This window comes from Novosphingobium sp. BL-52-GroH (assembly GCF_044813085.1).
In the GTDB taxonomy this organism is placed as follows: Bacteria; Pseudomonadota; Alphaproteobacteria; order Sphingomonadales; family Sphingomonadaceae; genus Novosphingobium.
On the sequence record NZ_CP171152.1, the window covers coordinates 2,492,295 to 2,513,298 of the forward strand.

At 68.7% G+C, this 21,004-nt stretch carries 17 protein-coding genes; 10 read left to right on the top strand and 7 right to left on the bottom strand.

Annotated features, from left to right (window positions below):
- Window positions 1-165: 165 nt before the first annotated feature.
- From ACFFDA_RS24675 to ACFFDA_RS24685, 3 genes are read left to right on the top strand one after another with little or no spacing between them, the layout of a single operon-like run.
- Window positions 166-900 carry an ImuA family protein gene (locus ACFFDA_RS24675; RefSeq protein WP_404479900.1) on the top strand — a complete coding sequence of 245 codons (735 nt, stop codon included), beginning with the start codon at window positions 166-168 and terminating at the stop codon, window positions 898-900.
- On the top strand, window positions 782-2,332 hold the full coding sequence (locus tag ACFFDA_RS24680; RefSeq protein WP_404479901.1) for a Y-family DNA polymerase: 1,551 nt from the start codon (window positions 782-784) through the stop codon (window positions 2,330-2,332). Before ACFFDA_RS24675 ends, ACFFDA_RS24680 begins: the two co-directional genes overlap by 119 nt.
- The gene (locus ACFFDA_RS24685) at window positions 2,329-5,571 is read left to right on the top strand and encodes an error-prone DNA polymerase (RefSeq protein ID WP_404479902.1); all 3,243 of its coding nucleotides are present in this window, start codon (window positions 2,329-2,331) and stop codon (window positions 5,569-5,571) included. Before ACFFDA_RS24680 ends, ACFFDA_RS24685 begins: the two co-directional genes overlap by 4 nt.
- Before the next feature lie 56 nt (window positions 5,572-5,627).
- On the opposite strand, the gene ACFFDA_RS24690 is transcribed toward ACFFDA_RS24685, so the two are convergent.
- A complete protein-coding gene (locus tag ACFFDA_RS24690) occupies window positions 5,628-6,065 on the bottom strand; it encodes a hypothetical protein (RefSeq protein WP_404479903.1) in 438 nt (145 codons plus the stop codon).
- A gap of 203 nt (window positions 6,066-6,268) precedes the next feature.
- Here ACFFDA_RS24690 and ACFFDA_RS24695 point away from each other — a divergent pair, with 203 nt between their 5' ends.
- Window positions 6,269-6,472 (top strand): hypothetical protein, encoded by a 204-nt coding sequence (locus tag ACFFDA_RS24695; protein WP_404479904.1) that lies wholly within the window; start codon window positions 6,269-6,271, stop codon window positions 6,470-6,472.
- A 33-nt stretch (window positions 6,473-6,505) separates the two neighbouring features.
- Here ACFFDA_RS24695 and ACFFDA_RS24700 read toward each other — a convergent pair whose 3' ends face one another.
- The 3 genes from ACFFDA_RS24700 to ACFFDA_RS24710 all read right to left on the bottom strand — a co-directional run bounded on the left by ACFFDA_RS24700 (window position 6,506) and on the right by ACFFDA_RS24710 (window position 9,964).
- Complete coding sequence (locus ACFFDA_RS24700; RefSeq protein WP_404479905.1) at window positions 6,506-7,201, bottom strand: sugar transferase; 696 nt, start codon at window positions 7,199-7,201, stop codon at window positions 6,506-6,508.
- Window positions 7,202-7,385: 184 nt separating this feature from the next.
- On the bottom strand, window positions 7,386-8,702 hold the full coding sequence (locus tag ACFFDA_RS24705; RefSeq protein WP_404479906.1) for a glycosyltransferase family 4 protein: 1,317 nt from the start codon (window positions 8,700-8,702) through the stop codon (window positions 7,386-7,388).
- Window positions 8,699-9,964 carry a polysaccharide pyruvyl transferase family protein gene (locus ACFFDA_RS24710; RefSeq protein WP_404479907.1) on the bottom strand — a complete coding sequence of 422 codons (1,266 nt, stop codon included), beginning with the start codon at window positions 9,962-9,964 and terminating at the stop codon, window positions 8,699-8,701. Before ACFFDA_RS24710 ends, ACFFDA_RS24705 begins: the two co-directional genes overlap by 4 nt.
- Window positions 9,965-10,182: 218 nt before the next feature.
- On the opposite strand from ACFFDA_RS24710, the gene ACFFDA_RS24715 reads away from it, so the two are divergent.
- The 4 genes from ACFFDA_RS24715 to ACFFDA_RS24730 all read left to right on the top strand — a co-directional run bounded on the left by ACFFDA_RS24715 (window position 10,183) and on the right by ACFFDA_RS24730 (window position 15,303).
- Window positions 10,183-11,049 carry a glycosyltransferase family 2 protein gene (locus ACFFDA_RS24715; RefSeq protein WP_404479908.1) on the top strand — a complete coding sequence of 289 codons (867 nt, stop codon included), beginning with the start codon at window positions 10,183-10,185 and terminating at the stop codon, window positions 11,047-11,049.
- Complete coding sequence (locus ACFFDA_RS24720) at window positions 11,046-12,125, top strand: polysaccharide pyruvyl transferase family protein (RefSeq protein WP_404479909.1); 1,080 nt, start codon at window positions 11,046-11,048, stop codon at window positions 12,123-12,125. Before ACFFDA_RS24715 ends, ACFFDA_RS24720 begins: the two co-directional genes overlap by 4 nt.
- 257 nt (window positions 12,126-12,382) lie before the next feature.
- The gene (locus ACFFDA_RS24725) at window positions 12,383-12,649 is read left to right on the top strand and encodes a hypothetical protein (RefSeq protein ID WP_404479910.1); all 267 of its coding nucleotides are present in this window, start codon (window positions 12,383-12,385) and stop codon (window positions 12,647-12,649) included.
- Between the two features lie 2 nt (window positions 12,650-12,651).
- Window positions 12,652-15,303: a putative Ig domain-containing protein gene (locus tag ACFFDA_RS24730; protein WP_404479911.1), complete on the top strand. Its 2,652-nt coding sequence runs from the start codon at window positions 12,652-12,654 to the stop codon at window positions 15,301-15,303.
- An 88-nt stretch (window positions 15,304-15,391) separates the two neighbouring features.
- Here ACFFDA_RS24730 and ACFFDA_RS24735 read toward each other — a convergent pair whose 3' ends face one another.
- Entirely contained in the window at window positions 15,392-16,318 is a 927-nt protein-coding gene (locus ACFFDA_RS24735) for a glycosyltransferase family 2 protein (RefSeq protein ID WP_404479912.1), read from the bottom strand.
- Entirely contained in the window at window positions 16,315-17,493 is a 1,179-nt protein-coding gene (locus ACFFDA_RS24740; RefSeq protein ID WP_404479913.1) for a glycosyltransferase family 4 protein, read from the bottom strand. The genes ACFFDA_RS24735 and ACFFDA_RS24740 overlap by 4 nt, the downstream gene beginning before the upstream one ends.
- Window positions 17,494-17,691: 198 nt before the next feature.
- Between ACFFDA_RS24740 and ACFFDA_RS24745 the strand changes: the two genes are divergently transcribed.
- Together ACFFDA_RS24745 and ACFFDA_RS24750 are read left to right on the top strand one after the other, a co-directional pair.
- Window positions 17,692-18,789 (top strand): glycosyltransferase family 4 protein, encoded by a 1,098-nt coding sequence (locus ACFFDA_RS24745; protein WP_404479914.1) that lies wholly within the window; start codon window positions 17,692-17,694, stop codon window positions 18,787-18,789.
- A gap of 17 nt (window positions 18,790-18,806) precedes the next feature.
- Window positions 18,807-19,970: an acyltransferase family protein gene (locus ACFFDA_RS24750; protein WP_404479916.1), complete on the top strand. Its 1,164-nt coding sequence runs from the start codon at window positions 18,807-18,809 to the stop codon at window positions 19,968-19,970.
- Window positions 19,971-20,049: 79 nt separating this feature from the next.
- Here the strand turns inward: ACFFDA_RS24750 and ACFFDA_RS24755 are convergent, their stop codons facing one another.
- A complete protein-coding gene (locus tag ACFFDA_RS24755) occupies window positions 20,050-20,967 on the bottom strand; it encodes an alpha/beta fold hydrolase (protein WP_404479917.1) in 918 nt (305 codons plus the stop codon).
- Window positions 20,968-21,004: the final 37 nt, after the last annotated feature.

The following is a 21,004-nucleotide window of genomic DNA, read 5'->3' on the forward strand; positions in this document are numbered from 1 at the left end:
CGACCGGGGAGTGCCGTCGCCGGATACTCCCCATTGCTGCGCGACAGGGGAGGATAGGGATACGCATGCCATCCCCTCTCGCGATGACCGCCGAGCAAGCGGTGGACTTACCTCCTCGATATGGAACATAATAGGAACACATTCTCCTGATTCGAGTCGCGTTCCATGTTCCAGTCCCACGCCCCGCCCACCACCGACCCACCAACGCGTACTGCGCTCCCGCGCCTAGCCAAGGGCCAGCTCCATGAAGTCCACGCTGCTGCCGACGGCTGGGCCTCGGCGCTGGCGTTCGCCCTCGCCACGATCGAGGCCGACCCCGCGCGTCCGATCATGCTCCTGCGCGTTCGCAAGGCCAAAGCCCGCACGATGCGGATGGAGCCCTGCGGCGAGGGCTGGGCGTCGCTCGGCCTCGACCCCGCGCGGCTGGTGATCGTCGATGCGCCCAGCGACGCCGCACTGCTGCGCGCAGGCCTCGATACGGCGCGCTGTCCGGGGCCAGGGGCGGTGGTCCTCGAAGCCTGGGGGCCTTTGCGCGAATACGACCTCGTCGCCAGCCGCCGGCTGATCCTCGCGGCGGAAGGCTCGCGCCTGCCGATCGTCGTCTTGCGCGGCGACGCCGAGCCGCGCGCCAGTGCCGCGCATACCCGCTGGGCGGTCTCCAACGCCCCCTCCACCCCGCTGGCGATGCGCGCGCCCGGACCGCCTGCCCTGCTGGTCGAACTCCAGCGCCGGCGCGGCGGGCCGGGGGGCCTCACCTGGCGACTGGAATGGAACGAAGAACATGGCGGTTTCCGAGAAGAGCCCATCATCCGCACCGAGCCTCCTGCCGACGCAGGGACAGCCGCGCCGCTATCTGGCGCTGTGGTTTCCCTGGCTGCCGTGCGAACGCGCGCGGCCTGAGGGGGATGCCGAGGTTCCCGGCGCCCTGGTCGCGCGCGATGGGCAGGCGCTCCGGCTCGCGGCGATCAACCTGGCGGCGCACGGCCAGGGTCTCGCCGCCGGCATGACCCTGGCCGATGCCCGCGCCCGTTGCCCGGACCTTGCCACGATGGCGCACGATCCCCTGGCCGACGCGCGCGAACTGGACCGGCTGGCGAAAGCGATGATAACCTTCACCCCGCTCGTCGCGCCCGACCCGCCCGACGGCCTGCTGCTCGACGTCACCGGCTGCGCGCACCTATCTGGGGGCGAGGCGCAACTCGTTGCCCGCGTACGCACCGCCGTCGGCTACACCGTGCGCCACGCGCTCGCCCCCCACGCCGCCGCCGCCCGTGCGCTGGCCCGGCATGGCGGCGCGGACGTGCGCGCCCTGCCGGTTGCCGCACTGGAACTGGACGAAAAGGCGCTCGCCGGCCTGCGCCGCGCCGGCCTCGCCACGCTGGGCGATCTTGCGGCGCGGCCGATGGCGGGCCTCGCGGCGCGCTTCGGCGAAGTCGCGGTCATGCGCCTGCGCGCCATTCTGGGCGAGGCCGGCAGCCCGATCACGCCGTTGCGGCCCACCGATCCGATCCGCCTCGAGACTCGCTTCCCCGAACCGCTGGCACGCACCGAGGACGCGCTAGACGTGATCGAGGACCTGCTGGGCCAGGCCGGCCGCATCCTGGAGGAACGGCAACTCGGCGGCCGTCGCTTCCTCGTGGTGCTCCACCGCAGCGACAACGCGAAGCCCCGCCTCGCGGTCGAGACCGGCCAGCCGGTGCGCGATCCCGCTGCCGTCATGCGCCTGCTGAGAGAGCGGATCGAGACGCTGTCCGATCCGCTCGACCCTGGCTACGGCTTCGATGCGATCCGCCTCGCGGTGCTCGGCGCCGAGCACCTGCCCTCGCGCCAGCGCGTGCTGGAGGGCGGCAAGGAGGAAGTGGACGACAGCGTCGCCGCGCTGATCGACCGGCTCGGCGTGCGCCTCGGCGAAGACCGCGTCAGCCGCCTTGTGCCCCGCGACCGCCATTTGCCCGAACGCGCGCAGGCCATGGTTTCGGCCAAGCACACACGTCCCTTGCCATGGCCCGCGACATGCGATCGCCCGCCGCGTCCGCTGCTGCTGCTCGATCCGCCCCAGCCGGTCGAAGTGATCGCCGGCGTCCCCGACAGCCCGCCCCAGCGCTTCCGCTGGCAGGGCACGCTGCACGACGTCTGCCTCGCCGAAGGGCCCGAGCGGATCGGCGCCGAATGGTGGCGCAAGCGCGGCGGCCACTTGCCCGGCGGTGCCGGCGAGACACGCGACTACTACCGCATCGAGGACGCGCAAGGGCGTCGCTACTGGATCTTCCGCCACGGCCTGTTCGGCGAGACGCCCGAGCCGCGCTGGTATCTCCACGGCCAGTTCCCGTGATCGAGGTTCCCGCTTTCGCCGAACTGGTGACCGCCACCAACTTCAGCTTCCTGCGCGGCGCCTCGCCAGGCCCCGAGATGGTGGCGCGCGCACAGGCGCTGGGCATGACCGGCATCGGCATCGCCGACCGCAACACCGTCGCCGGCGTGGTGCGCGCCTTCACCGCCTGGAAGGAGATCGGCGGCGAGGCCTGCGGGCTGAAACTGATCGTCGGCGCCCGCCTGGTCTTCGCCGACGGCACGCCGGACGTGGTCGCCTACCCCATGACCCGCCACGGCTGGGGCCGCCTGACCCGCCTGCTGACACTCGGCAACCTCCGCGCCAGAAAGGGCGAATGCGAGCTGTGCCTGCCCGACCTGCTCGACCACGCGCAGGACCTCGCGCTGATAGCCATGGACGCCGATGCACCCTTGCTCGACACCTTGCGCGCCGCGACGCCGCGCCTGTGGCTTGCTGCCACGATGCCGCGCGCCGGCCGCGACGCGCGCCGCCTGGCGCAGCGCATCGACCTCGCCGCCGCCACCGGCGTCCCGCTCATCGCCACCAACGACGTGCTCTACGGTAGCCCCGACGACCGCCCGATGCAGGACGTCCTCACTTGCATCCGCGAGGGCCTGAAAGTCCAGACCGCCGGCCGCCGCCTCGCCATCAACGCCGAGCGGCATCTCAAGGCGCCGAAGGAGATGGCCCGCCTGTTCCAGGCCTGCCCCGAGGCATTGACGGCGACCCAGGACCTGCTCGGCTGCATTACCTTCACGCTCAAGGACTTGCGCTACGAATACCCGCACGAACCCGTGCCTGAAGGCTGGCAGCCGCAGGAATGGCTGGAACATCTTGTCATGGAAGGGGCGGCCAAGCGGTTTCCCCAAGGGCTTGGACACGAATACCACAAGATCCTGACGGAGGAGTTCGAGCTGATCCGGTTCAAGAATTACGCTTACTACTTCCTCACCGTCCACGACATCGTGCACCACGCGCGTAGCCTCAAGCCTCCCATCCTGTGCCAGGGGCGCGGCAGCGCGGCCAATTCGCTGGTCTGCTACTTCCTGGACGTCACTCCGATCGACCCGGTGAAGGAAAAGCTGCTGTTCTCGCGCTTCCTTTCCACCGAGCGCGACGAGCCGCCCGACATCGACGTCGATTTCGAGCACGAGCGGCGCGAGGAAGTGATGCAGTACATCTACAAGCGCTACGGCCGCGACCGCGCCGGGATCGCCGCCACCGTCATCCGCTACCGCCAGCGCAGCGCCATCCGCGAAGTCGGCAAGGTGCTGGGCCTGAGCGAAGACGTCACCGCGCGGCTCTCCGGCACCGTCTGGGGTAGCTGGGGCGGCGACGAACTGCCCGAGGAGCGCTTGGCCGAAGCCGGCTTCGACCCCGCCAACCCGCAGCTCGAACGCATGCGCGACATGGTCGGCCGCCTGCTCGAATACCCGCGCCACCTCTCGCAGCACGTCGGCGGCTTCGTGCTGAGCGAGGGCCGGCTCGACGAGACGGTGCCGATCCACAATGGGGCGATGGCAGACCGGACCTTCATCGAATGGGACAAGGACGATCTCGAATCGCTCCACCTGATGAAAGTCGACGTGCTGGCGCTGGGTATGCTGACGGCGATTCGCAAGAGCTTCGATCTACTGCGCGATCACGGCGTCAGGGACCTGACGCTGGACACCGTCCCGCGGGAGGACAAGGCGACGTATATCATGCTGCAGAAGGGCGACAGCATCGGCACTTTCCAGGTCGAGAGCCGCGCGCAGATCTCGATGCTGCCGCGCATGAAGCCTTGCGAGCTCTATGACCTCGTCATCCAGGTCGCGATCGTGCGGCCCGGCCCCATTCAGGGCGGCATGGTCCACCCCTACCTGCGCCGCCGCACCGGCGAGGAGACAGTCGTCTATCCCGGCCCCAAGGGCGAGATGTACGACCTGCTGCACCGCACGCTCGGCGTGCCGCTGTTCCAGGAGCAGGCGATGAAGCTGGCGATCGTCGCCGCCGGCTTCACCGCGCCCGAGGCCGATCGCCTCCGCCGCTCGATGGCGACCTTCCGCAGCAACGGCACCATCGGCCAGCATCAGGACAAGTTCGTCGCCGGCATGGTCGTGCGCGGCTACCCGCGCGATTTCGCCGAAGGCTGCTTCAAGCAGATCGAGGGCTTCGGCGAATACGGCTTTCCCGAAAGCCACGCCCAGGCCTTCGCATGGCTGGCCTACGTTTCGTCGTGGCTCAAGTGCCACTACCCGGCGGCGTTCACTTGCGCGTTGCTCAACAGCCAGCCCATGGGCTTCTACGCCCCCGCGCAACTGGTGGCCGACGCGCGCCAGCACGGCGTCGAGGTGCGCCCGATCGACGTCAACGCCAGCGTGTGGGACAACACGCTGGAAGGTGCCGGCGAAGATGATGGCAGGGGCGGTCTCGTGTTGCGCCTGGGCCTGCGTCAGATCGGCGGCTTCAAGCAGGACTGGGCGCAAAAGCTGGAAAAGGCTCGTAAGGTCGCCCCCATCGCCGGGCTGGAGGACGCCGCCCGCCGCGCCGAACTTCCCTCGCGAGCGCTGCACCTGCTGGCCGATGCCGATGCGCTGGGTTCGCTCGGCCAGTCGCGGCGGCAGGCGGGTTGGGAGGCGAGGCGCGTGCCGCCTGCGCAACTGCCGCTGTTCGCCGCGTTCGACGCGCCCGAACTGGCCGATGAACCCGACGCCGCGCTCCCGGCGATGGCGGCGGCCGAGGAAGTCGTGGCCGACTACCAGACCCAGCGGCTCTCGCTCAAGGGCCACCCGATGCAGTTCCTGCGCCCCCATTTCGAAAGCGAGGGCGCGCGCACCTGCGCCGCCGTCAACGCTGCGCGCGACGGCGAGAAACTGCGCGTCGCCGGCGTCGTGCTGATCCGCCAGCGGCCGGGCAAGGGCAATGCGATCTTCATCACGATCGAGGACGAGACCGGCGTGGTCAACGGGTTGCTCTGGGCGCGCGACTTTGAAAAGCAGCGCCGCGCGGTGATGTCCGCGCGGCTCATGATGCTCGAAGGCACTGCCCAGCGCAGCAAGCAGGACGTCGTCCATCTCATCGTCGATCGCGTCACCGATGCCAGCGAGGCATTGTCCCGCCTGTCGCAGCCGGCGATCCGGCCCGACCCCATGCCCGGCGATTCGGTGCGCCATCCGGAATATTCCCGCGATCGCCCCACCTCGCGCGGCCACCCGCGCAACGTGCGGATACTCCCCCGCTCGCGCGATTTCCATTGAAGGGAAGGGGGCATGCACTCCCCAGGCATGGAGATGCAAGGGGGCCGGGGCGCTCCTCAGGCGGTGCGGCGAGCGCCTGGTGCTCGTGGCCGGGCCCGGTTGAGCACGACGTTGCGCCGTTCGAGCTGGCGTAGCGGTACATAAGGGTCTTCGCGCGCCAGCGAGCGCAAGTGCTGGACTTTGAGCAGCAGCGCCATGGAGCCCGTCACCGCGATCATGGCCTGCCAGCGAGCAGCATCGATGCCGCCGGAAAGGCCTGCATGCATCCACTCCAGAATCGTCGCGAAAAGCGCCAGCAGGCCCAGCAGGTCGGCGGCCCGCAACTTCGGCGCGGCCTGGAGCAGGACGATGGCGGTCAGGAACGTGGCCGCCGCAGCTGGTGCGGGTGCCGTATCGGCGACGAGGATCGCCCCGGCAAGGGTGGCCAGGCAAGGCAGCATCGCCAGCCTTGCGACCGTGACGACCAACCGGGGCGTGAGCAGGAGAGGCCTCATGCACTGCCTTGTCGACCGAAATCCTGAAGATCACGTTTAAAGCCGGTTCGGCACGGCAGGGAGACGGGTCCGAAAGGTCGAGAAATTGAAACATCCGGAGTTCCTGTCCGGCTCGACCGACTGGTGGCATGATGGTATCGCGGAAACCGATTTATTGCCGCCAACGCCGGTTTTTCGGCGTCGCATCACGAAGGCTGCGAATTATGACTGCTAGTGAGCCTGGAAGCGACGTCCCCTCCAAGGGCGACTCCGATCCCGGCACCCATCGTCACGGCCCAGTTCCGGCCGCGACGGCCAGTGGCGAGGCACGGCTGCTCGGCAGCAAGCCGATCGTGTGGAAATGGTGGCTGCTGGCGGCAGCGATCAGCCTCGGGCTGTGGGCGGGAATCTTCGCTTTCGTCGGATGATGCAAGGCCAGGGGGGAGCTCTGCGTACGCACTTCAGTAGCACCCGCGGGAGGCGAGCACGGCTGGGATCGTCCGCAAGCAGATCGCGAGGTCGTAGGCCAGCGACTTGCGAAGTGCATAGAACGCATCGAGACGTACCCTCGTCTCGTAGCTGACTTCGTTGCGTCCGCTCACCTGCCATAAGCCGGTGAGCCCCGGGCGGACCGAGCAATAGGCGCTGAAACGGTGACCGTACCGCTGCACTTCGCTCTCGACGATGGGGCGCGGGCCGACCACGCTCATGTGGCCGAGCAGGACGTTGAGAAGTTGGGGCAGTTCGTCGAGGCTGGTCTTGCGCAACAAGCGTCCGATGGGCGTGATCCGTGGGTCCTGGCGCAGCTTCTGGTCGCGGGCCCATTCTTCCCGGGCTTCGACGGACAGGGCAAGCAGCGCTTCCAACCGTTCGCGCGCATCGACGACCATCGAGCGGAATTTGAGGCACGGGAAGGTCCTGCCGTCCTTGCCGACCCGGTGCTGAACGAAGAACACCGGGCCCGGGCTCGAAAGGCGGATGGCCAGGGCGATCACCACCAGGAGAGGCAGGAACAGGACCAGTGCCATGGCGGAAGCCGCGATATCGAAGCTGCGCAAGGCGAGGTCGTGCCGTTTTGAAACACCCCCCCCCCGCCGGATCACCGCAACGGGCAGAAGCGCGATGCAGGCGCGGTTCGATCCGGTCGATCTGCGCATGGGCAGTCTGCATGTAAACGCTCCTGAACGAAAATCCCAAGGAACAAAAATAGAATCAGCGGGTCAGGGCATCATATCGCCAAGAATAAAGGTAAACTAACCTTTAAAGGTGCATTTTGGATGTAAATTATTCGTAATTTGCAGTAATTTAACTTCTGTATTCGTGCCCGAAAACGTGACGATCTCAGCTTGTCGAAGTCGTCGAGGCGCAATCTTGCGGCAGGAAATCTACGGCATCCTGGAGCCGTGCCAGCCTTGGCAGGCAAGCGGCATGCGAGCATTGCGCTCCTGCGATCCGTTGGGAAAGGATGGCTTCCAGGCGGTCTATCCAGGCGGCCGGCGTCAGTGCCAGCGACCTGGTTGCGGTGAAGGCGGCCTCGCTCATGGCCTGCGTCGCCACGTCGTCCTCGAGGATGGTGCGCATGGCGGTGGCAAAGACGTCGACGTTGCGCGGGTCCACGGCAAAGCCGGCGCCACAGGCCACGATGTCGTCGCTCAGCAGCGCGGTGTGTGCCAGGATCACCGGAAGGCCGCTCCAGGCCGCCTCGATCGCCACGAGGCCGAAGGGCTCCGGGTAGCGGCTGGGCATGACCAGCATGCGCGCCCGCGCAGCAAAGCTGCGGATTTCGGCAGGACTGCGGCGGCCGAGGAGGCGGGCGTCGGGGTGGATGCGGCGGATACGCTCGGCCAGGGGGCCTTCGCCGATCACGGTGAGCGCGGCACCGGCGCGGGCCGCGGCCTCGGCCGCGAGATCGGCACCCTTGGTCTCTTCCAGCCGGCCGACGAAGAGAACCTCGCGGTTGCGCTCGGCCACGATACGCGACGCCGAGAACGGTTCGACCGGATTGGGCAACGTGATGATCGAGCGTGGAGGGATGCCGGCTCGCGTCAGGAAATTGCGCATGCCCGCATGGATGGCGAGCACCGGCGGCGACGAACCCGGCCGATAGGCCCGGCGCTGGACTGCCTGGCGCGCGCTTCGCCACAGCTTCTGCGCGCCCCCGTCGCGGTCGCACGCCGTGGCGAGGCAGGCGGCCGAAAGCGGCCTGTGCGGGCAGACTTCGCCGGATTTCAGCCATGCGAAAGCGCCGTTGGGACAGGCGAGGAAGAAATCGTGTGCGGAGATGACCAGCCGCTCGCGTACCGGATCGAGCGCGGCGAACACGGCGGGCGAGAGAATCTGCGACCAGCCGTGGAGGTGGTAGACGGTCGCCGGGCTGTCGTTCCGGACGATCCAGTCGCGCACCATGGCATGCGCCGCGCGGTTCCACAGGCCCGTCACCATCGCCCTGGCCCGCCCTCCGGCGAGCAGCCGTTGCTGGCCGAGAGCGACGATCTCCACCCCGGCACTGCGAAGAGCAGGGCTTGCGCCGGAATCGCCGGTGATGAACGTGACATCGTGACCGCGCGCGGCGAGGTCGCAGGCGGCCTGGACCGCGAGCTTGCTGGCACCGCCCCTGGGGTCGCTGAGATCGTTGATCTGGACGATGCGGCCGATCATTCGCGGGCGCCTTGCAGCAGGCGCGCCGCAAACCTTGCGACTTCCGTGCGGGAGCGGGCGATCAGCGGTGCCGGGTCGAGCGGATCGGCGATCGCGGCGGCGGTGCGAGCGCCCAGTTCGGCCGCGTCGATGGTGGCGGGATCGAGCAGGTGGGCGCCTCGTCCCGCAAGCTCGAAGAAGCTGTCGAGCTTCACGTCCCAGTGCAGGCCGACGGCGGGCACGCCGAAGGAATAGGCGGCGATGCAGGCGTGCATGCGGTGGCCGACGACAGCGTCGCATCGCGCGACGAAGGCGGCGAGATCGCCCGGGGTCTCGAAAGAGCGGCCGAGGGTGACCGGGCCCTTGGCGCAGCGAATCCAGTCGGCGAAGCGGCCGTGCAGGTAATCGCGGTCTTCCGGGCTCCCGTTGGTGAAGAGCACGACTTCTAAGCCTTGCTCGACCAGCGAGCGCAGTGCGGCGGGATACCATGTCTCGAGCCGCTCGGCCGCGGCGGCATTGCTGTGGTAGCGCACGGCCAGCGGGTCGGTGACGCAGAACCCGATCCGGCGGCCGGCGATGGCGCGGGCCTTCGCCGGATAATGCAGGCTGGCGAGCACGCCGGGGTCTACCACGAGTTCGGCCAGGGGCAGCGACTTGCCGGCGAAGTGCGCTCCCCACTCCTCCAGCGAGCGTTCGTCGCGCACGGATGCCCAGACCAGGCGCGAGCGGGCGAAGGCGTCGGCGAACAGTCTCGCCGCAGTATCTGACCAGCGCGGCGAGACGCCCACCGCGTAGATCGCCACGGGCAGCGATGCCCTCGCCGCCTCGGCAAGGGCGGCCGAAATCTTCATCGGGAAGTTGAGATCCGCGTCGGTCAGCAGGTTGCCGCCGCCCAGCACGACCGCCTGAGCGCCGGAAAGTCCCGTGCGATAGCGGCGGCGCAGGCGGACCGCGAGGAGGACATCCAGCATCGTGCGCGCGGCGATCCGCCGCACCGGGGCAGGGCAGCGGTCGAGCAGCGCGAGTGCCATCCCCCGGCCGCGGCCGTGCGAGGATGGATAGGCGCTGCGGCCGGCGAGGTCGACGGAGACCACTTCGCAGCCTGGCAGCGAACGGGCAAGTTCGCGCTCCAGGCATTCGCTCAGGAGGCCATCGCCCAGGTTGGGGCTGTATTTGACATTGAACAGGACCACGCGCTTCAGGTCACCGGACGATGCGCAGGCCTTGCCCGCACTATCGCGAGACGTGACCGCCGCTTGAATGGCGATCGCCGAGGCATTCATGTTGGGGTGTCTCCATGGAGCGCTTGTCACGCATGGCCGAATGCGTTTCGTCGCAACCGTAATTACCAGACATGGAAAGATATTCGCAGGGAGTTCTCTGCAAATGACCATATTTTAATACTATACTTGGTGCTGGTCGAACTATCCTGCGGCCTGTTCGATGGGTTGGTCGGCGAACGCGTGTCCAGCCGATTGAGCCTCAAAGAGGATATCGCCGCTTGCCCAGCATTCACGTCGCGATCGCCACGGTGGGCCGTGCGCAACTGGTGCGCCGGACCGTCGAGATCCTTGCCGCGCAGACGCGGCCGGCCGATGGCGTTCTGGTCGTCTCCGTGACGCGGGACGACGTCGCCGGGGTCGAGGGTGCCACCGGTGCGCCGCGCATCCTGTTCTCGGAGAGGGGCCTTTGCCGGCAGCGCAACCGTGCGCTCGAGGCGCTTGAGGGCGTGGCCGACATCATCGTGTTCTTCGACGACGACTTCATTCCGGCGCCCGACTACCTCGCGCAAGTCGAGGCCTTGTTCGAGGCGCATCCCGACATCGTCGGGATAACCGGCGAACTGCGGGCCGACGGCGTCCGGGAGGGCGGCCTGACGATCGAGCAAGCACTGGCGCTGCTGGCACGGCCCAGCCTCGCGCCGGCGCCGATGCGCACCCGTCACGAACTCTACGGCTGCAACATGGCGATCCGCGCCAGCGCCGCCGCAGGCATGCGGTTCGACGAGAACCTGCCGCTCTACGGCTGGCAAGAGGACATCGATTTCACCAGCCGGCTGGGGCGCAGAGGGCGTCAGGTGTCGACCGGCGCGGTGACCGGAGTGCACCTGGGCACCACGGGAGGGCGCACGTCGGGCCGGCGGCTGGGCTACTCGCAAGTGGCGAACGTCGTCTACCTCAAGCGCAAGGGCACGATGCGGCGCGACTTCGGCAATCGCCTGATCTGGCAGAACGTCGCGGCTAACGCGCTGCGCAGCTTGCGGCCGGAGCCCCTGGTCGACCGGCGGGGCAGGTTGCTGGGCAACATGCTGGCCATACTCGACTGTCTGCGCGGCCGCGTCGATCCGCGCCGGATACTCGAGATGTGACGGCGCTGACGGCCACTCCCGGAGCGCAGGCAGCCATGGTGCGGCGCGAGGTCTTCGTCTGCGGCGACCTGCACAACCTCGGCGATCTCAAGCTGCTGCTGCAGAATCTCGCGCTGGCCGGGGGGCGCGGCGGGTTCGTGCGCCGCTGGTCACCGCTTCCCGAGGCCGTAGAGCGGCAGGTCGAGGCGGCCGGCGGCGTCCTGGTTTCCGGCAAGGCGGTGCTAGGCTTCGCGCGCCGCGCGTTCGGTGCCCGGCTCGTCTTCGGTGGCGGGCAACTGGTGCGCGACAATGTCTCGATCGCCTCGCTGCTGGCCCTGCTGATCGCGGTGGCGAGCGCGCGGGCCGGGGGTGGAAGCCTCGTCACGCGAGGGCTGGGAGTGAGCGCGATCCGCTCGCCCTTGCGGCGGCTACTGTGGCGCGCGATCCTGTCGTGCTGCGCGACCGTGAACTTGCGCGACGAGGCCTCGGCCCGGCATCTGGTCCGGTTGTTGCCCGGCAAGGTCCATGCGGTGAACGCCGACATGGTTTTCCTTCCCACCGCCGGTGCCCATGCGGTGACCCCGGGCCGGAGCGCGCGGCGGTGGATTGTCATCGCCCCGTGCGTGGACGGCAGCGAGGGGCGTTCGCTCGAAGGCGACGGCCTCGACGCGGCGCTCGACGCGGCGCGGCGTATCCTGCCGGATGCTCGGGTCGTCGTCGCCTGCCACGATCCGCGCGAGGGCATGGACAAGGCCGCCGCCGCCCGCCTCGTCGCCCGTTGGCCCGATCGCCGGGTGGAGGTCCACGACGGCTACGAACTCGACGCGCTGATCGCGCTCTACCGCGAGGCCGCGCTGGTGCTGACCAACCGGCTTCACGCGCTGATCTTCGCGATCCTTGCCGAGGCGCCGGCGCTGGCGATCGAGGACGGAACCGCCAAAGTGCGCGTGGCGGCGGACCGCTTCGCCATCCCCGTCCTGCCGCGCGAAGAACCTGCCTCGGCCGCCGCATGCGTGGCCGCGGCGCTGGCATTCGATCGCGATCAACGGAGGCGATCCCGACAGGAAATGGCACGCAAGGCCGCGGGGAATCTCTAGTAGGACGGATCGACATTCCGTCCTGGCGCGGATGACTTCCCGTTCAATCGTCCTTGTGAACGCAGTGAAGCAAGCACGAGGCGCATCGACGTCATGCCATCCTATGCAAGCGCAGCGTTTCTTTGTGCAGCCCCGGCGGGAAAGGCCACCACTAATCGCTTTCCTACACCGAATCGGATGGAACATAAGGCGAACGAAGATCGGGCGCGAGTCGCCGCCGGTCCTCAGCCATTCTCCTTCCCCCCGGAGTTGCCCAGATGTCCGACCCCTTCCAGACCCATGCCGATGCCGCCTTCGCGCCTTCCCGCGCGCCTTTCGCGATCGTGCCGAGCGACAGCCAGGCGCTCGCGCTCGTGCCCAAGGGCATCTACGTAGGCACTGGCGGCGACGTCGTGCTGCGCGGCGTCGACGGCACCGCCGACGTGACGTATCGCAATCTGCCGGACGCCAGCTACGTCGCCGTTCGTGCCGCATTCGTGCGCGCCACCGGCACCACCGCATCCGACCTCGTCGGGGAGGGTTGAGCATGGGGCGCCTCGTATCGGGCGGCCGCTCGGGCGGCATCGACAACCGGACGCGTACCGTCTCTGGTAGCGGAACCCAGTTCACGCTGTCGCGCGTGTTGGGCTCCGGCTCCAGCTTCTCGCTGCGATCGGGGAGCCATGCGAACCTCACCCTGACTGGTGTCGGCATCGGCGCAACCGCGGCGCTGGCGGCGGGGGCGAGCCAGGTCGCGCTGGTGCGCGAAAGCGTCGGGACGGGCAGTGCCGCCCGCGCCGTGGAATATGCGGTGACGCTGACCGGCGCCACGGCAACGCCGGCCCCCACCCCGACCCCGACACCTACCCCGACACCCGGCACCTACTTGCCGGACAATGCCGCGCTGGCCGGCGTCTATGGCCTCGGCAAGCTGGTCTCGTCCTATGCCGGACCGGCGCTGCGGGTGCGTCGCGCTTCCGACGGGGCCGAACTGGACATCGGCTTTTCCGGGCAGGGGTTGGACACTGCCGCTGCGGAAACCTTCAAGGGAACGTCCACGCTCACCGTCGCGGTGGTCTACGACCAGGCCGGGAATGGCCGCCACCTGACCCAGCCGAGTTCGGCGGCCCAGCCCGGGCTCTGGCTGGGGGAGGGCGGGCCGACCGTCACCAACTACGACACCGACTGCCCGCTGCTCATCCCCGCGACGGTGGCGATCCCGCGCGCCGACTGCGCGGTGTTCATGGTGGCGCGCACCCCGGGACAGTCGGCGACCTGCGGTTACTGGGCCTTCGGCACGACCACCACCGAGTTCGGCCTGACCAGTCCGCGGACGGCCGGAAACCTGGCCATGCAGCCGATGGTCGCCGGCACCTCGATCGCCGCCACGACCCAGAATGCGCAAGCCTTGGGCGTCAACAACCTGGCGGTGATCGGCCTCGTGTCGAGCGCTGCGAAACAGGTCGTTCACCGCGATGCGCAGACGGTCGACTACCCCGCCGCCGCCGCCGCCACGCTCAATGCCGGCGGCGAGGTCGGCGAGGCGATCGAGTATGGCGGGCGCACCGACTGGCGCGCCTTCGTGGTCTACTCCGCCGCGCCTGCGGACGGCGACGTCATCGCCATCAAGGCCGCGCTCAAGGCCGTGTTCGCCACCACCGAGCCCGCCACGCTCTCGTTACTGGCGGGCGGCGACAGCATCATCTTCGGCACCGGCGGGGCGAACAACCGCACGATCACGGCGGCGCTGCACCAGCGCTCGGCCGCGAGCGTGCTGTTCCGCAACATCGGCATCGCGGGACACCGGCTGGAACTGGGCTATGCCGGCTTCGACACGCCTTCGGCCGCCTATCTCACCCCGGGCGTGCCCAACGTCTACTTCGGCGATTACGGTCACAACGACATCAAGACCAACGTCAGCGATGCCGCGAGCGCGACCACCGCGGTCGAGGCGATGAAGACGCAGGCCCGGCACATGGCCGCCCGGCTCCGCGCCTATGGCTTTGACATGGTCATCTGGCAGGAGGCCTATGCCGACGCCACGTTCACCGTGAGCCAGGAATCGGCGCGGGACGCGTGGAACGCGTGGCTGCGCTCGGGGCCGGTCGCCGACGACGGCCTGCCGTGCTTCGACGCGGTCGACACGGTGGCGAGCGACGCTGCCTTCCTCCTCTCCGACGCGGAAACCGACGCCGGCCGGGGTATGGTCCTCACCGCCAATTCCTCGGACGGAGTGCACCCCAACGAGGCCCACGCCGGCATCCGCGCGGATCACCTGCTGGCGACTTATGCGGCGATTCCCTTCGCGCTCAAGTACATGGCTGTCGCCGGGCAGCAGGGAATCGTCTATTCGGGCTACACGCCGCGGGTGGTCAAGGGCACCGCGCCCTACACTTTCGCGCTTGCGCCGGGATCGGCGGCGCTGCCCGACGGGCTCTCGCTCAATGCCGCGACCGGCGTGATTTCGGGAACGCCGACCGCTGCCGGCACTACCGCGGGGATCGTCCTGCGCGCAACCGACAGTCTTGGCGCGACGGCCGATGCGGCCTTCGCGCTCTCGATCGCGGCAGCCGCGGCGATCGCGGTGGCCGACCAGACCGAGAGCTGGAACACCGCCGATGCGACCGCCCTGAGCGTGACCTTGCCCGACACCGTCCAGGCCGGCGACGTGCTGGTCGCGATCATGTCGATCGACGCGGTGCCGACGGTGACCTGGGACAACGCCACGGCGGGCGCGTGGACGCAGCAAGCTCTCTACGTGACCAATTCCAACGCCCATAGCATTGCCGTGTTCACCCGCACGGCGGACGGCACCGAGGGGGGCAAGGTGCTGGCCATCACGCTGTCGGGTTCGCAACAGGCGGTGACGCGGGTGCTGCGTGTTACCGGTGCGACCGGAGCGGTGGAGATCAGCAGCTACCTGCGCAGCGCCGCCGCCACGGCCGACCCGCCGGCGATCACGCCGAGCTGGAGCGGGGCGAGCCTCTATGTGGCGGCCGTGGCGCTGGACGGGACCGGCACCGTCTCCGCCGGTCCCTCGGGCTATTCGGCGGTCGCGACGCGGGCATCGAGCGCCAGCGGACAGTCGACCAACGCGACGGCCTGGAAGATCGGCTTGGGCACCGAGGACCCGGGCGTCTTCACGCTCTCCGCATCCGGGCAGTGGGTGACGGCGACATTGGCATTGCAGTCTAGCTGAGCAGGAACCGGTCCCGGGAGCCAGTGTCGCCGGGGCCGGTTTTTTGCGGGACTGCACTCACGCCCGTTCCCGGAGCGATGCGCGCAGGTCACGTCGTCCGCATGGAGCGGACCAGTGCCACCCCGATCAGCAGCGGCAGGCGGCGGAAGCGGTTGGAAGCGAGCGCGTGGGGCGTGGTCGCCAGCAGGCTGGCAAAGACCGGCAGGCGCATGGCGCGGGCGCGATCGGCCGAGATCGCGCGGTAGCGGCGGAACACCCGCAGCAGCGTATAGGCCTCGACGATCCGGGCGGGTGGCGGGCCTTCCCCGCTTCTGGCGATTGCGTCGAGTTCCGCCCTCACGGCGGAACGCTCCTGTTCCTCGACATTGCCGATCGAGATCGCGCTTTCGTGACGGCGGTAGAACAGCACGTCGACGGGGGGATTCGCGATCCGGCCGAAGGCGCTGGCGCGGATGAACAGGTCGTAGTCCTCGGCGTGGCGGTAGTCGTGCCGGTAGCCGCCCATGGCCCTGAGCGCGGCGGCGCGCATCATGATGAGCGGGTGCATCGAGACCGCGACGCGCGGCGGGAACACGGTAAGGTCGGTCCTGGTGTGTCGTCCGCCGCAGGTGCGGGTGCTGGCCGGGGTCGGATGCCGGTCTCCCACCGCGTGACCGCCGACGATGACCACTTCGGGATGCCGGTCGAGATAGGAGACCTGGAAGGCCAGGCGCTCCGGGAAGGACAAGTCGTCGGCGTCCATGCGCGCGATGTATTCGCCCCGTGCATGATCCATGGCGGTATTGAGCGCGGCGACGATGCCGCCGTTGACCTGGGTGACGATGCGGAGGCGCCGGTCGTCCAGGGCCATGTCGTGCATGATCGCAGGCGAGCCGTCGGTACTGCCGTCGTCGACGACGATCAGTTCGAAGTCGGTGTAGGTCTGGTCCAGGATCGATCGGATCGCCTCGCGCAAGTAGGCCTCGCCGTTGTGGCAGGGCAGGATCACGGAGACGCGGGGCGAACGGTCCGTCATGCCGCTTCCCTCAGGAACCGTTCCGTCTTGGCCGACCTTTCGTTTCTCGCCGTGCGTTCGCTTTTTGCCGTGCGTTCGCCTTTCGAAGATTGTCCGCTGAGCGCCAGTATCGCCCCGAGCAATTCCTCGCCGGCCCGCGTCCAGGTGAACTGGCGGGCGCGGGCACGGCCTTCCTTGACCTTGCGTGCGAACAGTGCGGAGCCGGGTTCGAGCGCGGCGATGGCCTGGGCCCAGGAACGCGGATCGTCGACGTCGGCATAAAGCGCGGCGTCGCGGCAGACTTCGGGCAGGGCGCCGGCGGGCGCGACGATGGCGGGTGTGCCGCAGAGCATGGCCTCGAGCGGCGGGAGCCCGAACCCTTCGGTGCGCGAGGGGCACAACAGGCAGCGCGCCTGCGCATAGAGCGCGCGCAGGCGCGCATCGTCGCACGTGCCGGCGAACACCACGTCCGAGGGAGCGACGATGCCTTGTGCGCCGAGCGCTTCGCGCGTCGTGCCGACCACCACCAGCGGCCACCGGGCTCCCGTTTCCTGCGCATGGGCAGCGAAGACCACAGCGTTGTTCTTGTAGGCCTTCGGGCTGCCGAACATTAGCGCGTAGCCACGCGGGACCAGTCCCAGTTCGGGAAGGATGCTCTCGTCCGGCACGACTTCGAGAACGTGGTCGATTCCGTTGTAGAGCACGCGCGTTCGCCCTGCCGGGGAAATGCCCATAACATCGAGCATGCGCCGCGAGTAGTCGGACACGGTCAGCACCGTGGCGCTCGACCGCGCCATGTGCGGTGCCAGGAGCCGGTAGCCGAGACGCTGGCGCAGCGGGTAGGAATTGTCCGGGAACAGGAATTGCGCATCGTGGATCAGGGTGATCTTGCGGCGATGGCGCAAGGGCGCGAGGTTGGCGAGGTTGACCAGCACGCCGTCCGCCGCGAGAGACGGCAGCCGCCACTGTTCCCAGGCTTGCGACGGCGTCTCGTCGAGTTCTCGGATCTGGATGTTGCGCAGGCCGGGCCGCCAGGTGCCTGCATCGCGCCCCGGCACGAGCAGGGTTACGGGTGCTGCGCAGGCCATGCCCAATTGCGCATCGATTTCGCGGACGAGCCTGTCGGCGACGCGGTGGACGCCGTTCAACCCGCCCGAATAGAACTTGCCGTTGATGTAGATCGGCAGCATCGCCATTATTAAAACGCCGCCTTTCCGCAGGTTCAGACACTTTGGAACCATCTCGAGGGTAATATTGCGGTGCAGCGAACGCGATACGCATTTGCCCTGCTTGCCAAGTTTTAACCTTGCTCGTGAGGCCGGGCGATCTTCCCTGGCGGCTCCCGCCGCGCCATGCAGGACCTGCCAGGGGGACGGGCCAGGTGGGGACGGGGGATGCTGCAGCGCGACGATGCGATATTGATCAACGGCCGCTTCCTGATGCAGCCGGTCACTGGCGTGCAACGGGTGGCGCGCGAACTTGTCGCCGAAATGGATCGCATGGTGGGCGCGGGCGAAGCGCCGGCTGGGATGGCCCTGGCCTGTGAACCGGAGGCGGACGTCTCGTCGCTGCGCCTGCGCCACATAGCGGTGGAGCGAAGGGGCGGCGCGCGAGGGCACGCCTGGGAGCAGTTCGTGCTGCCCCGCATGGTCGCGGGGCGGCGCCTGCTGTGCCTGGGCAACACGGCCCCGGTGGCGTCGGCGTTGGTCGGACAACGCGTCGCGGTCATGATCCACGACGTATCCCATCTTTCGTTCCCGCAGGCCTATTCGCGGCGATATCGCTGGGCCCATCGTGCCTTGCTGCCGGTGCTGCTGCGGCGGGCCGGACCGATCTTCACCGGATCGATCGCGGAAGCAGAGCGGCTCAGGCGCCTGCGCCGCCGTTCGGGCGGGCGCATCGTCACGATCCAGAACGGCGGCTGGAGCCGGGACCGGGTGGAACGCGACATGTGCTGCGAGCGCGAGCGCATGGTGCTCTACGTCGGCTCGCTGTCGCGCCGCAAGAACGTCGAGCGGATCGTCGCGGTCGCGCAGCGCCTCGCCCGCGAGGATGGGGTGCGCACCGTTTTCGTCGGCGCGGGGAACGAGATCCTTGCCCCGATTCGCGGTCGCGTCGCGCCGGACGTGGCGCCCATGCTGGAGTTCGTCGGGCAGGTGCCCTGCATCGAGACGCTGGCCGGCTACTACCGCCGCGCTGCGTGCCTGCTGTTTCCCTCGCTCTACGAAGCCTCGCCGCTGCCGCCGATCGAGGCGATGAGCCTGGGCTGCCCGGTCGTCGCCTCGGCGATTCCCTCGATGACCGAGAGATGCGGCGGCGCCGCGCTCTATTGCGATCCCCTCGACACCGACGACATCCTGGCGGCGGTGCGGCGCGTGCTCGACGATCCCGGACTTGCGGAAACCTTGCGGGCCCAGGGCTTTGCGCGTGCCGAGCGCTTTTCCTGGGGCGAGCAGGCCCGGCGGCTATTTCGGGCTATGACCGCGAATTAATTTGTGGGCGAGGCCGAATGGGCGAATGTTCGGGAGCAATGACGCCCGGCCAAGCCCCCTCCCGGCAACGCAAGGCGCCCGTCTACGGGCTCGATGTGGTGCGCCTTCTCGCCGCCGTGCTGGTGGTGGTCTATCACCTGGGCTTCAAGGCCTGGGCGATCGAGGGCAGCTCGCTCAACGAAGTTCTGGGCGCGTCGACCGCCGACCCGCCCGGCTGGCGCCTGACCTGGTGCGGGTGGATCGGCGTGCAGGTCTTCTTCGTCGTTTCGGGCGCGGTGATCGCCTACTCGGCCAGGGGCGCGAGTGCGCGCGGCTTTGCCAGGCGGCGTGTCGCGCGGCTGCTGCCGGCGCTGCTGATCGCGGCCCTTCTTGCCCTTCCGGTGGCGATCAGCGCGTTCGGCATGGCGCCCGCCAAGGCCGTCTGGCTGGCGCTGAAGACGGTTACCTTCATGCCCTGGGGCCCCTGGATCATCGGCCAGTTCTGGACGATTCCGATCGAACTGTGCTTCTACGCCCTGGTTTGCGTCCTGCTGGCATCGGGCCGGTCGGCGCAGGGGATGCGGGGGCTGGTCTGGGGGCTCGGCTGCGTGAGCTGCGGATACTGGCTCGCCGTGGCGGGCGGCCTGCTGGAGCCGGGCGGACGCCTCACCGAACTCCTGCTGCTGCAGCATGGCGTATACTTCGCGATCGGCATGGTCTGCGCCCGCCTCGGCAGCGGCGAGCTTGGCCCGCGGCATCTGGCGCTGGCGATTGCCTGCGTGGCGGCGGCGGCCATACAAGTGCGGGAGGCGGCAGTCTGGGAAATGGCCGGACGCTCCGACCTCGCCGTAAAATGGCTGTTGCCCTATGCCATCTGGCTGGCGGCGACGGCTCTCGTGGCGCTCTCGTTCCTGTACCGGGACGCGATCGCGGCGCGGGTGGAGGTGCTTTCGGGAGCGTTGCGGCTGGCGGGCCTGTCGACCTATCCGCTCTATCTCGTCCATATCCACGTCGGCGGGGCCATTCTGCTGGCGGCGGCGCCGTTGGGTATTTTGCCGGCGTTGCTGGCGGCATTCGCCGGATCGCTGCTCGCCTCGCTCGCCATAGCCGCCTGGTTGGAGCCGCCGCTCCACGGCATCGTGCGCTCGGTGCTCGGCAAGGTCGGTCGCAGTGCACTGGCGCTGCCCGGCCTGCGCGCCTGATGCGGCTCGAAGACAGGCCGGGGAACGCGCTGCGCCCCCTGTGAGCGTTCACAAGGGGCGCGCACCATGTGGCCTGGCGCTATTTGGCGTCGAGGAAGGACGTCACGACCTTGACGGTAGCTGCGGGTTGCTCCTCCATCAGCCAGTGTCCGGCACCGGGAATGACGGCCTCTGACACGTTTGAGGCGGCGAAGCGGGTGACAGCGGCCATGGTCGTGCCGAAGGACTTTTCACCGCCGACGGCGAGGACCGGTATCGTCAGCTTGCCCTGGGCGAGGAACACCTTGTTGTCGATCGCGTCCTGGTCGAAGGCGGCGAACTGGGCGAAGCCTGCGTGCATCGCGCCGGGCCGGGCATAGATCCTGGCGTAGTGCTGGCGCGAGGCTTCGTCGAAGTTCTTCGGGTCGGCCGAGAATTCGTTCCAGAAGCGATCCAGATAGATCCGCTCGCGACCGGCGACCAGCCGTTCCATGTCGGGGCCGCCGAAACGGAAGTGCCAGAGCAGCGGATTCTTGAGGATTTCCTCCCAAGGACCGACCCCGGGCAACGGCGCGTCCATCAGGACCAGCTTGCCCACGCGGTCGCGGTACTGGGCGACGAAGGCATAGGCGACCATGTTGCCGATGTCGTGACCGACGACGTCGACTTTCCCGACCTTCAGGGCGTCGAGCAGGCGGGCGATGTCCTCGCCCTGGGTCTTCTTGTCGTAGCCACCTTCGGGGCGCTGCGAGAAGCCCATGCCCCGCAGGTCGGGAACGATGACCTGGTGGTCGCGGGCAAGTTCGGCGGCGAGCGGAGCCCACATGTCGCCGGTCTCGCCGTAGCCGTGGATCAGGATAACGGCCGGACCCGAGCCGCCGGTGCGGACATGCAGGGTGGTGCCGTTCGCCGCGATGTCGCGGGTCTGGAAGCTGGCGGGAAAGGCGGGAACCTGCGCGAAGGCGGGGGCGGGGACGGAAACGGCCAGTGCGGCGGCGGTCAGAAGCGAACGAAGCATGGATGAACTCCCTTGTCGGGGAGGCGCCGGGGCGGCG

Coding starts and splice junctions, on each gene's coding strand:
- ACFFDA_RS24675 (WP_404479900.1), top strand. CDS start 166: ATGTTCCAGTCCCACGCCCCGCCCACCACCGACCCACCAACGCGTACT.
- ACFFDA_RS24680 (WP_404479901.1), top strand. CDS start 782: ATGGCGGTTTCCGAGAAGAGCCCATCATCCGCACCGAGCCTCCTGCCG.
- ACFFDA_RS24690 (WP_404479903.1), bottom strand. CDS start 6,065: ATGAGGCCTCTCCTGCTCACGCCCCGGTTGGTCGTCACGGTCGCAAGG.
- ACFFDA_RS24695 (WP_404479904.1), top strand. CDS start 6,269: ATGACTGCTAGTGAGCCTGGAAGCGACGTCCCCTCCAAGGGCGACTCC.
- ACFFDA_RS24700 (WP_404479905.1), bottom strand. CDS start 7,201: ATGCGCAGATCGACCGGATCGAACCGCGCCTGCATCGCGCTTCTGCCC.
- ACFFDA_RS24705 (WP_404479906.1), bottom strand. CDS start 8,702: ATGATCGGCCGCATCGTCCAGATCAACGATCTCAGCGACCCCAGGGGC.
- ACFFDA_RS24710 (WP_404479907.1), bottom strand. CDS start 9,964: ATGAATGCCTCGGCGATCGCCATTCAAGCGGCGGTCACGTCTCGCGAT.
- ACFFDA_RS24725 (WP_404479910.1), top strand. CDS start 12,383: ATGTCCGACCCCTTCCAGACCCATGCCGATGCCGCCTTCGCGCCTTCC.
- ACFFDA_RS24730 (WP_404479911.1), top strand. CDS start 12,652: ATGGGGCGCCTCGTATCGGGCGGCCGCTCGGGCGGCATCGACAACCGG.
- ACFFDA_RS24735 (WP_404479912.1), bottom strand. CDS start 16,318: ATGACGGACCGTTCGCCCCGCGTCTCCGTGATCCTGCCCTGCCACAAC.
- ACFFDA_RS24740 (WP_404479913.1), bottom strand. CDS start 17,493: ATGGCGATGCTGCCGATCTACATCAACGGCAAGTTCTATTCGGGCGGG.
- ACFFDA_RS24745 (WP_404479914.1), top strand. CDS start 17,692: ATGCTGCAGCGCGACGATGCGATATTGATCAACGGCCGCTTCCTGATG.
- ACFFDA_RS24750 (WP_404479916.1), top strand. CDS start 18,807: ATGGGCGAATGTTCGGGAGCAATGACGCCCGGCCAAGCCCCCTCCCGG.
- ACFFDA_RS24755 (WP_404479917.1), bottom strand. CDS start 20,967: ATGCTTCGTTCGCTTCTGACCGCCGCCGCACTGGCCGTTTCCGTCCCC.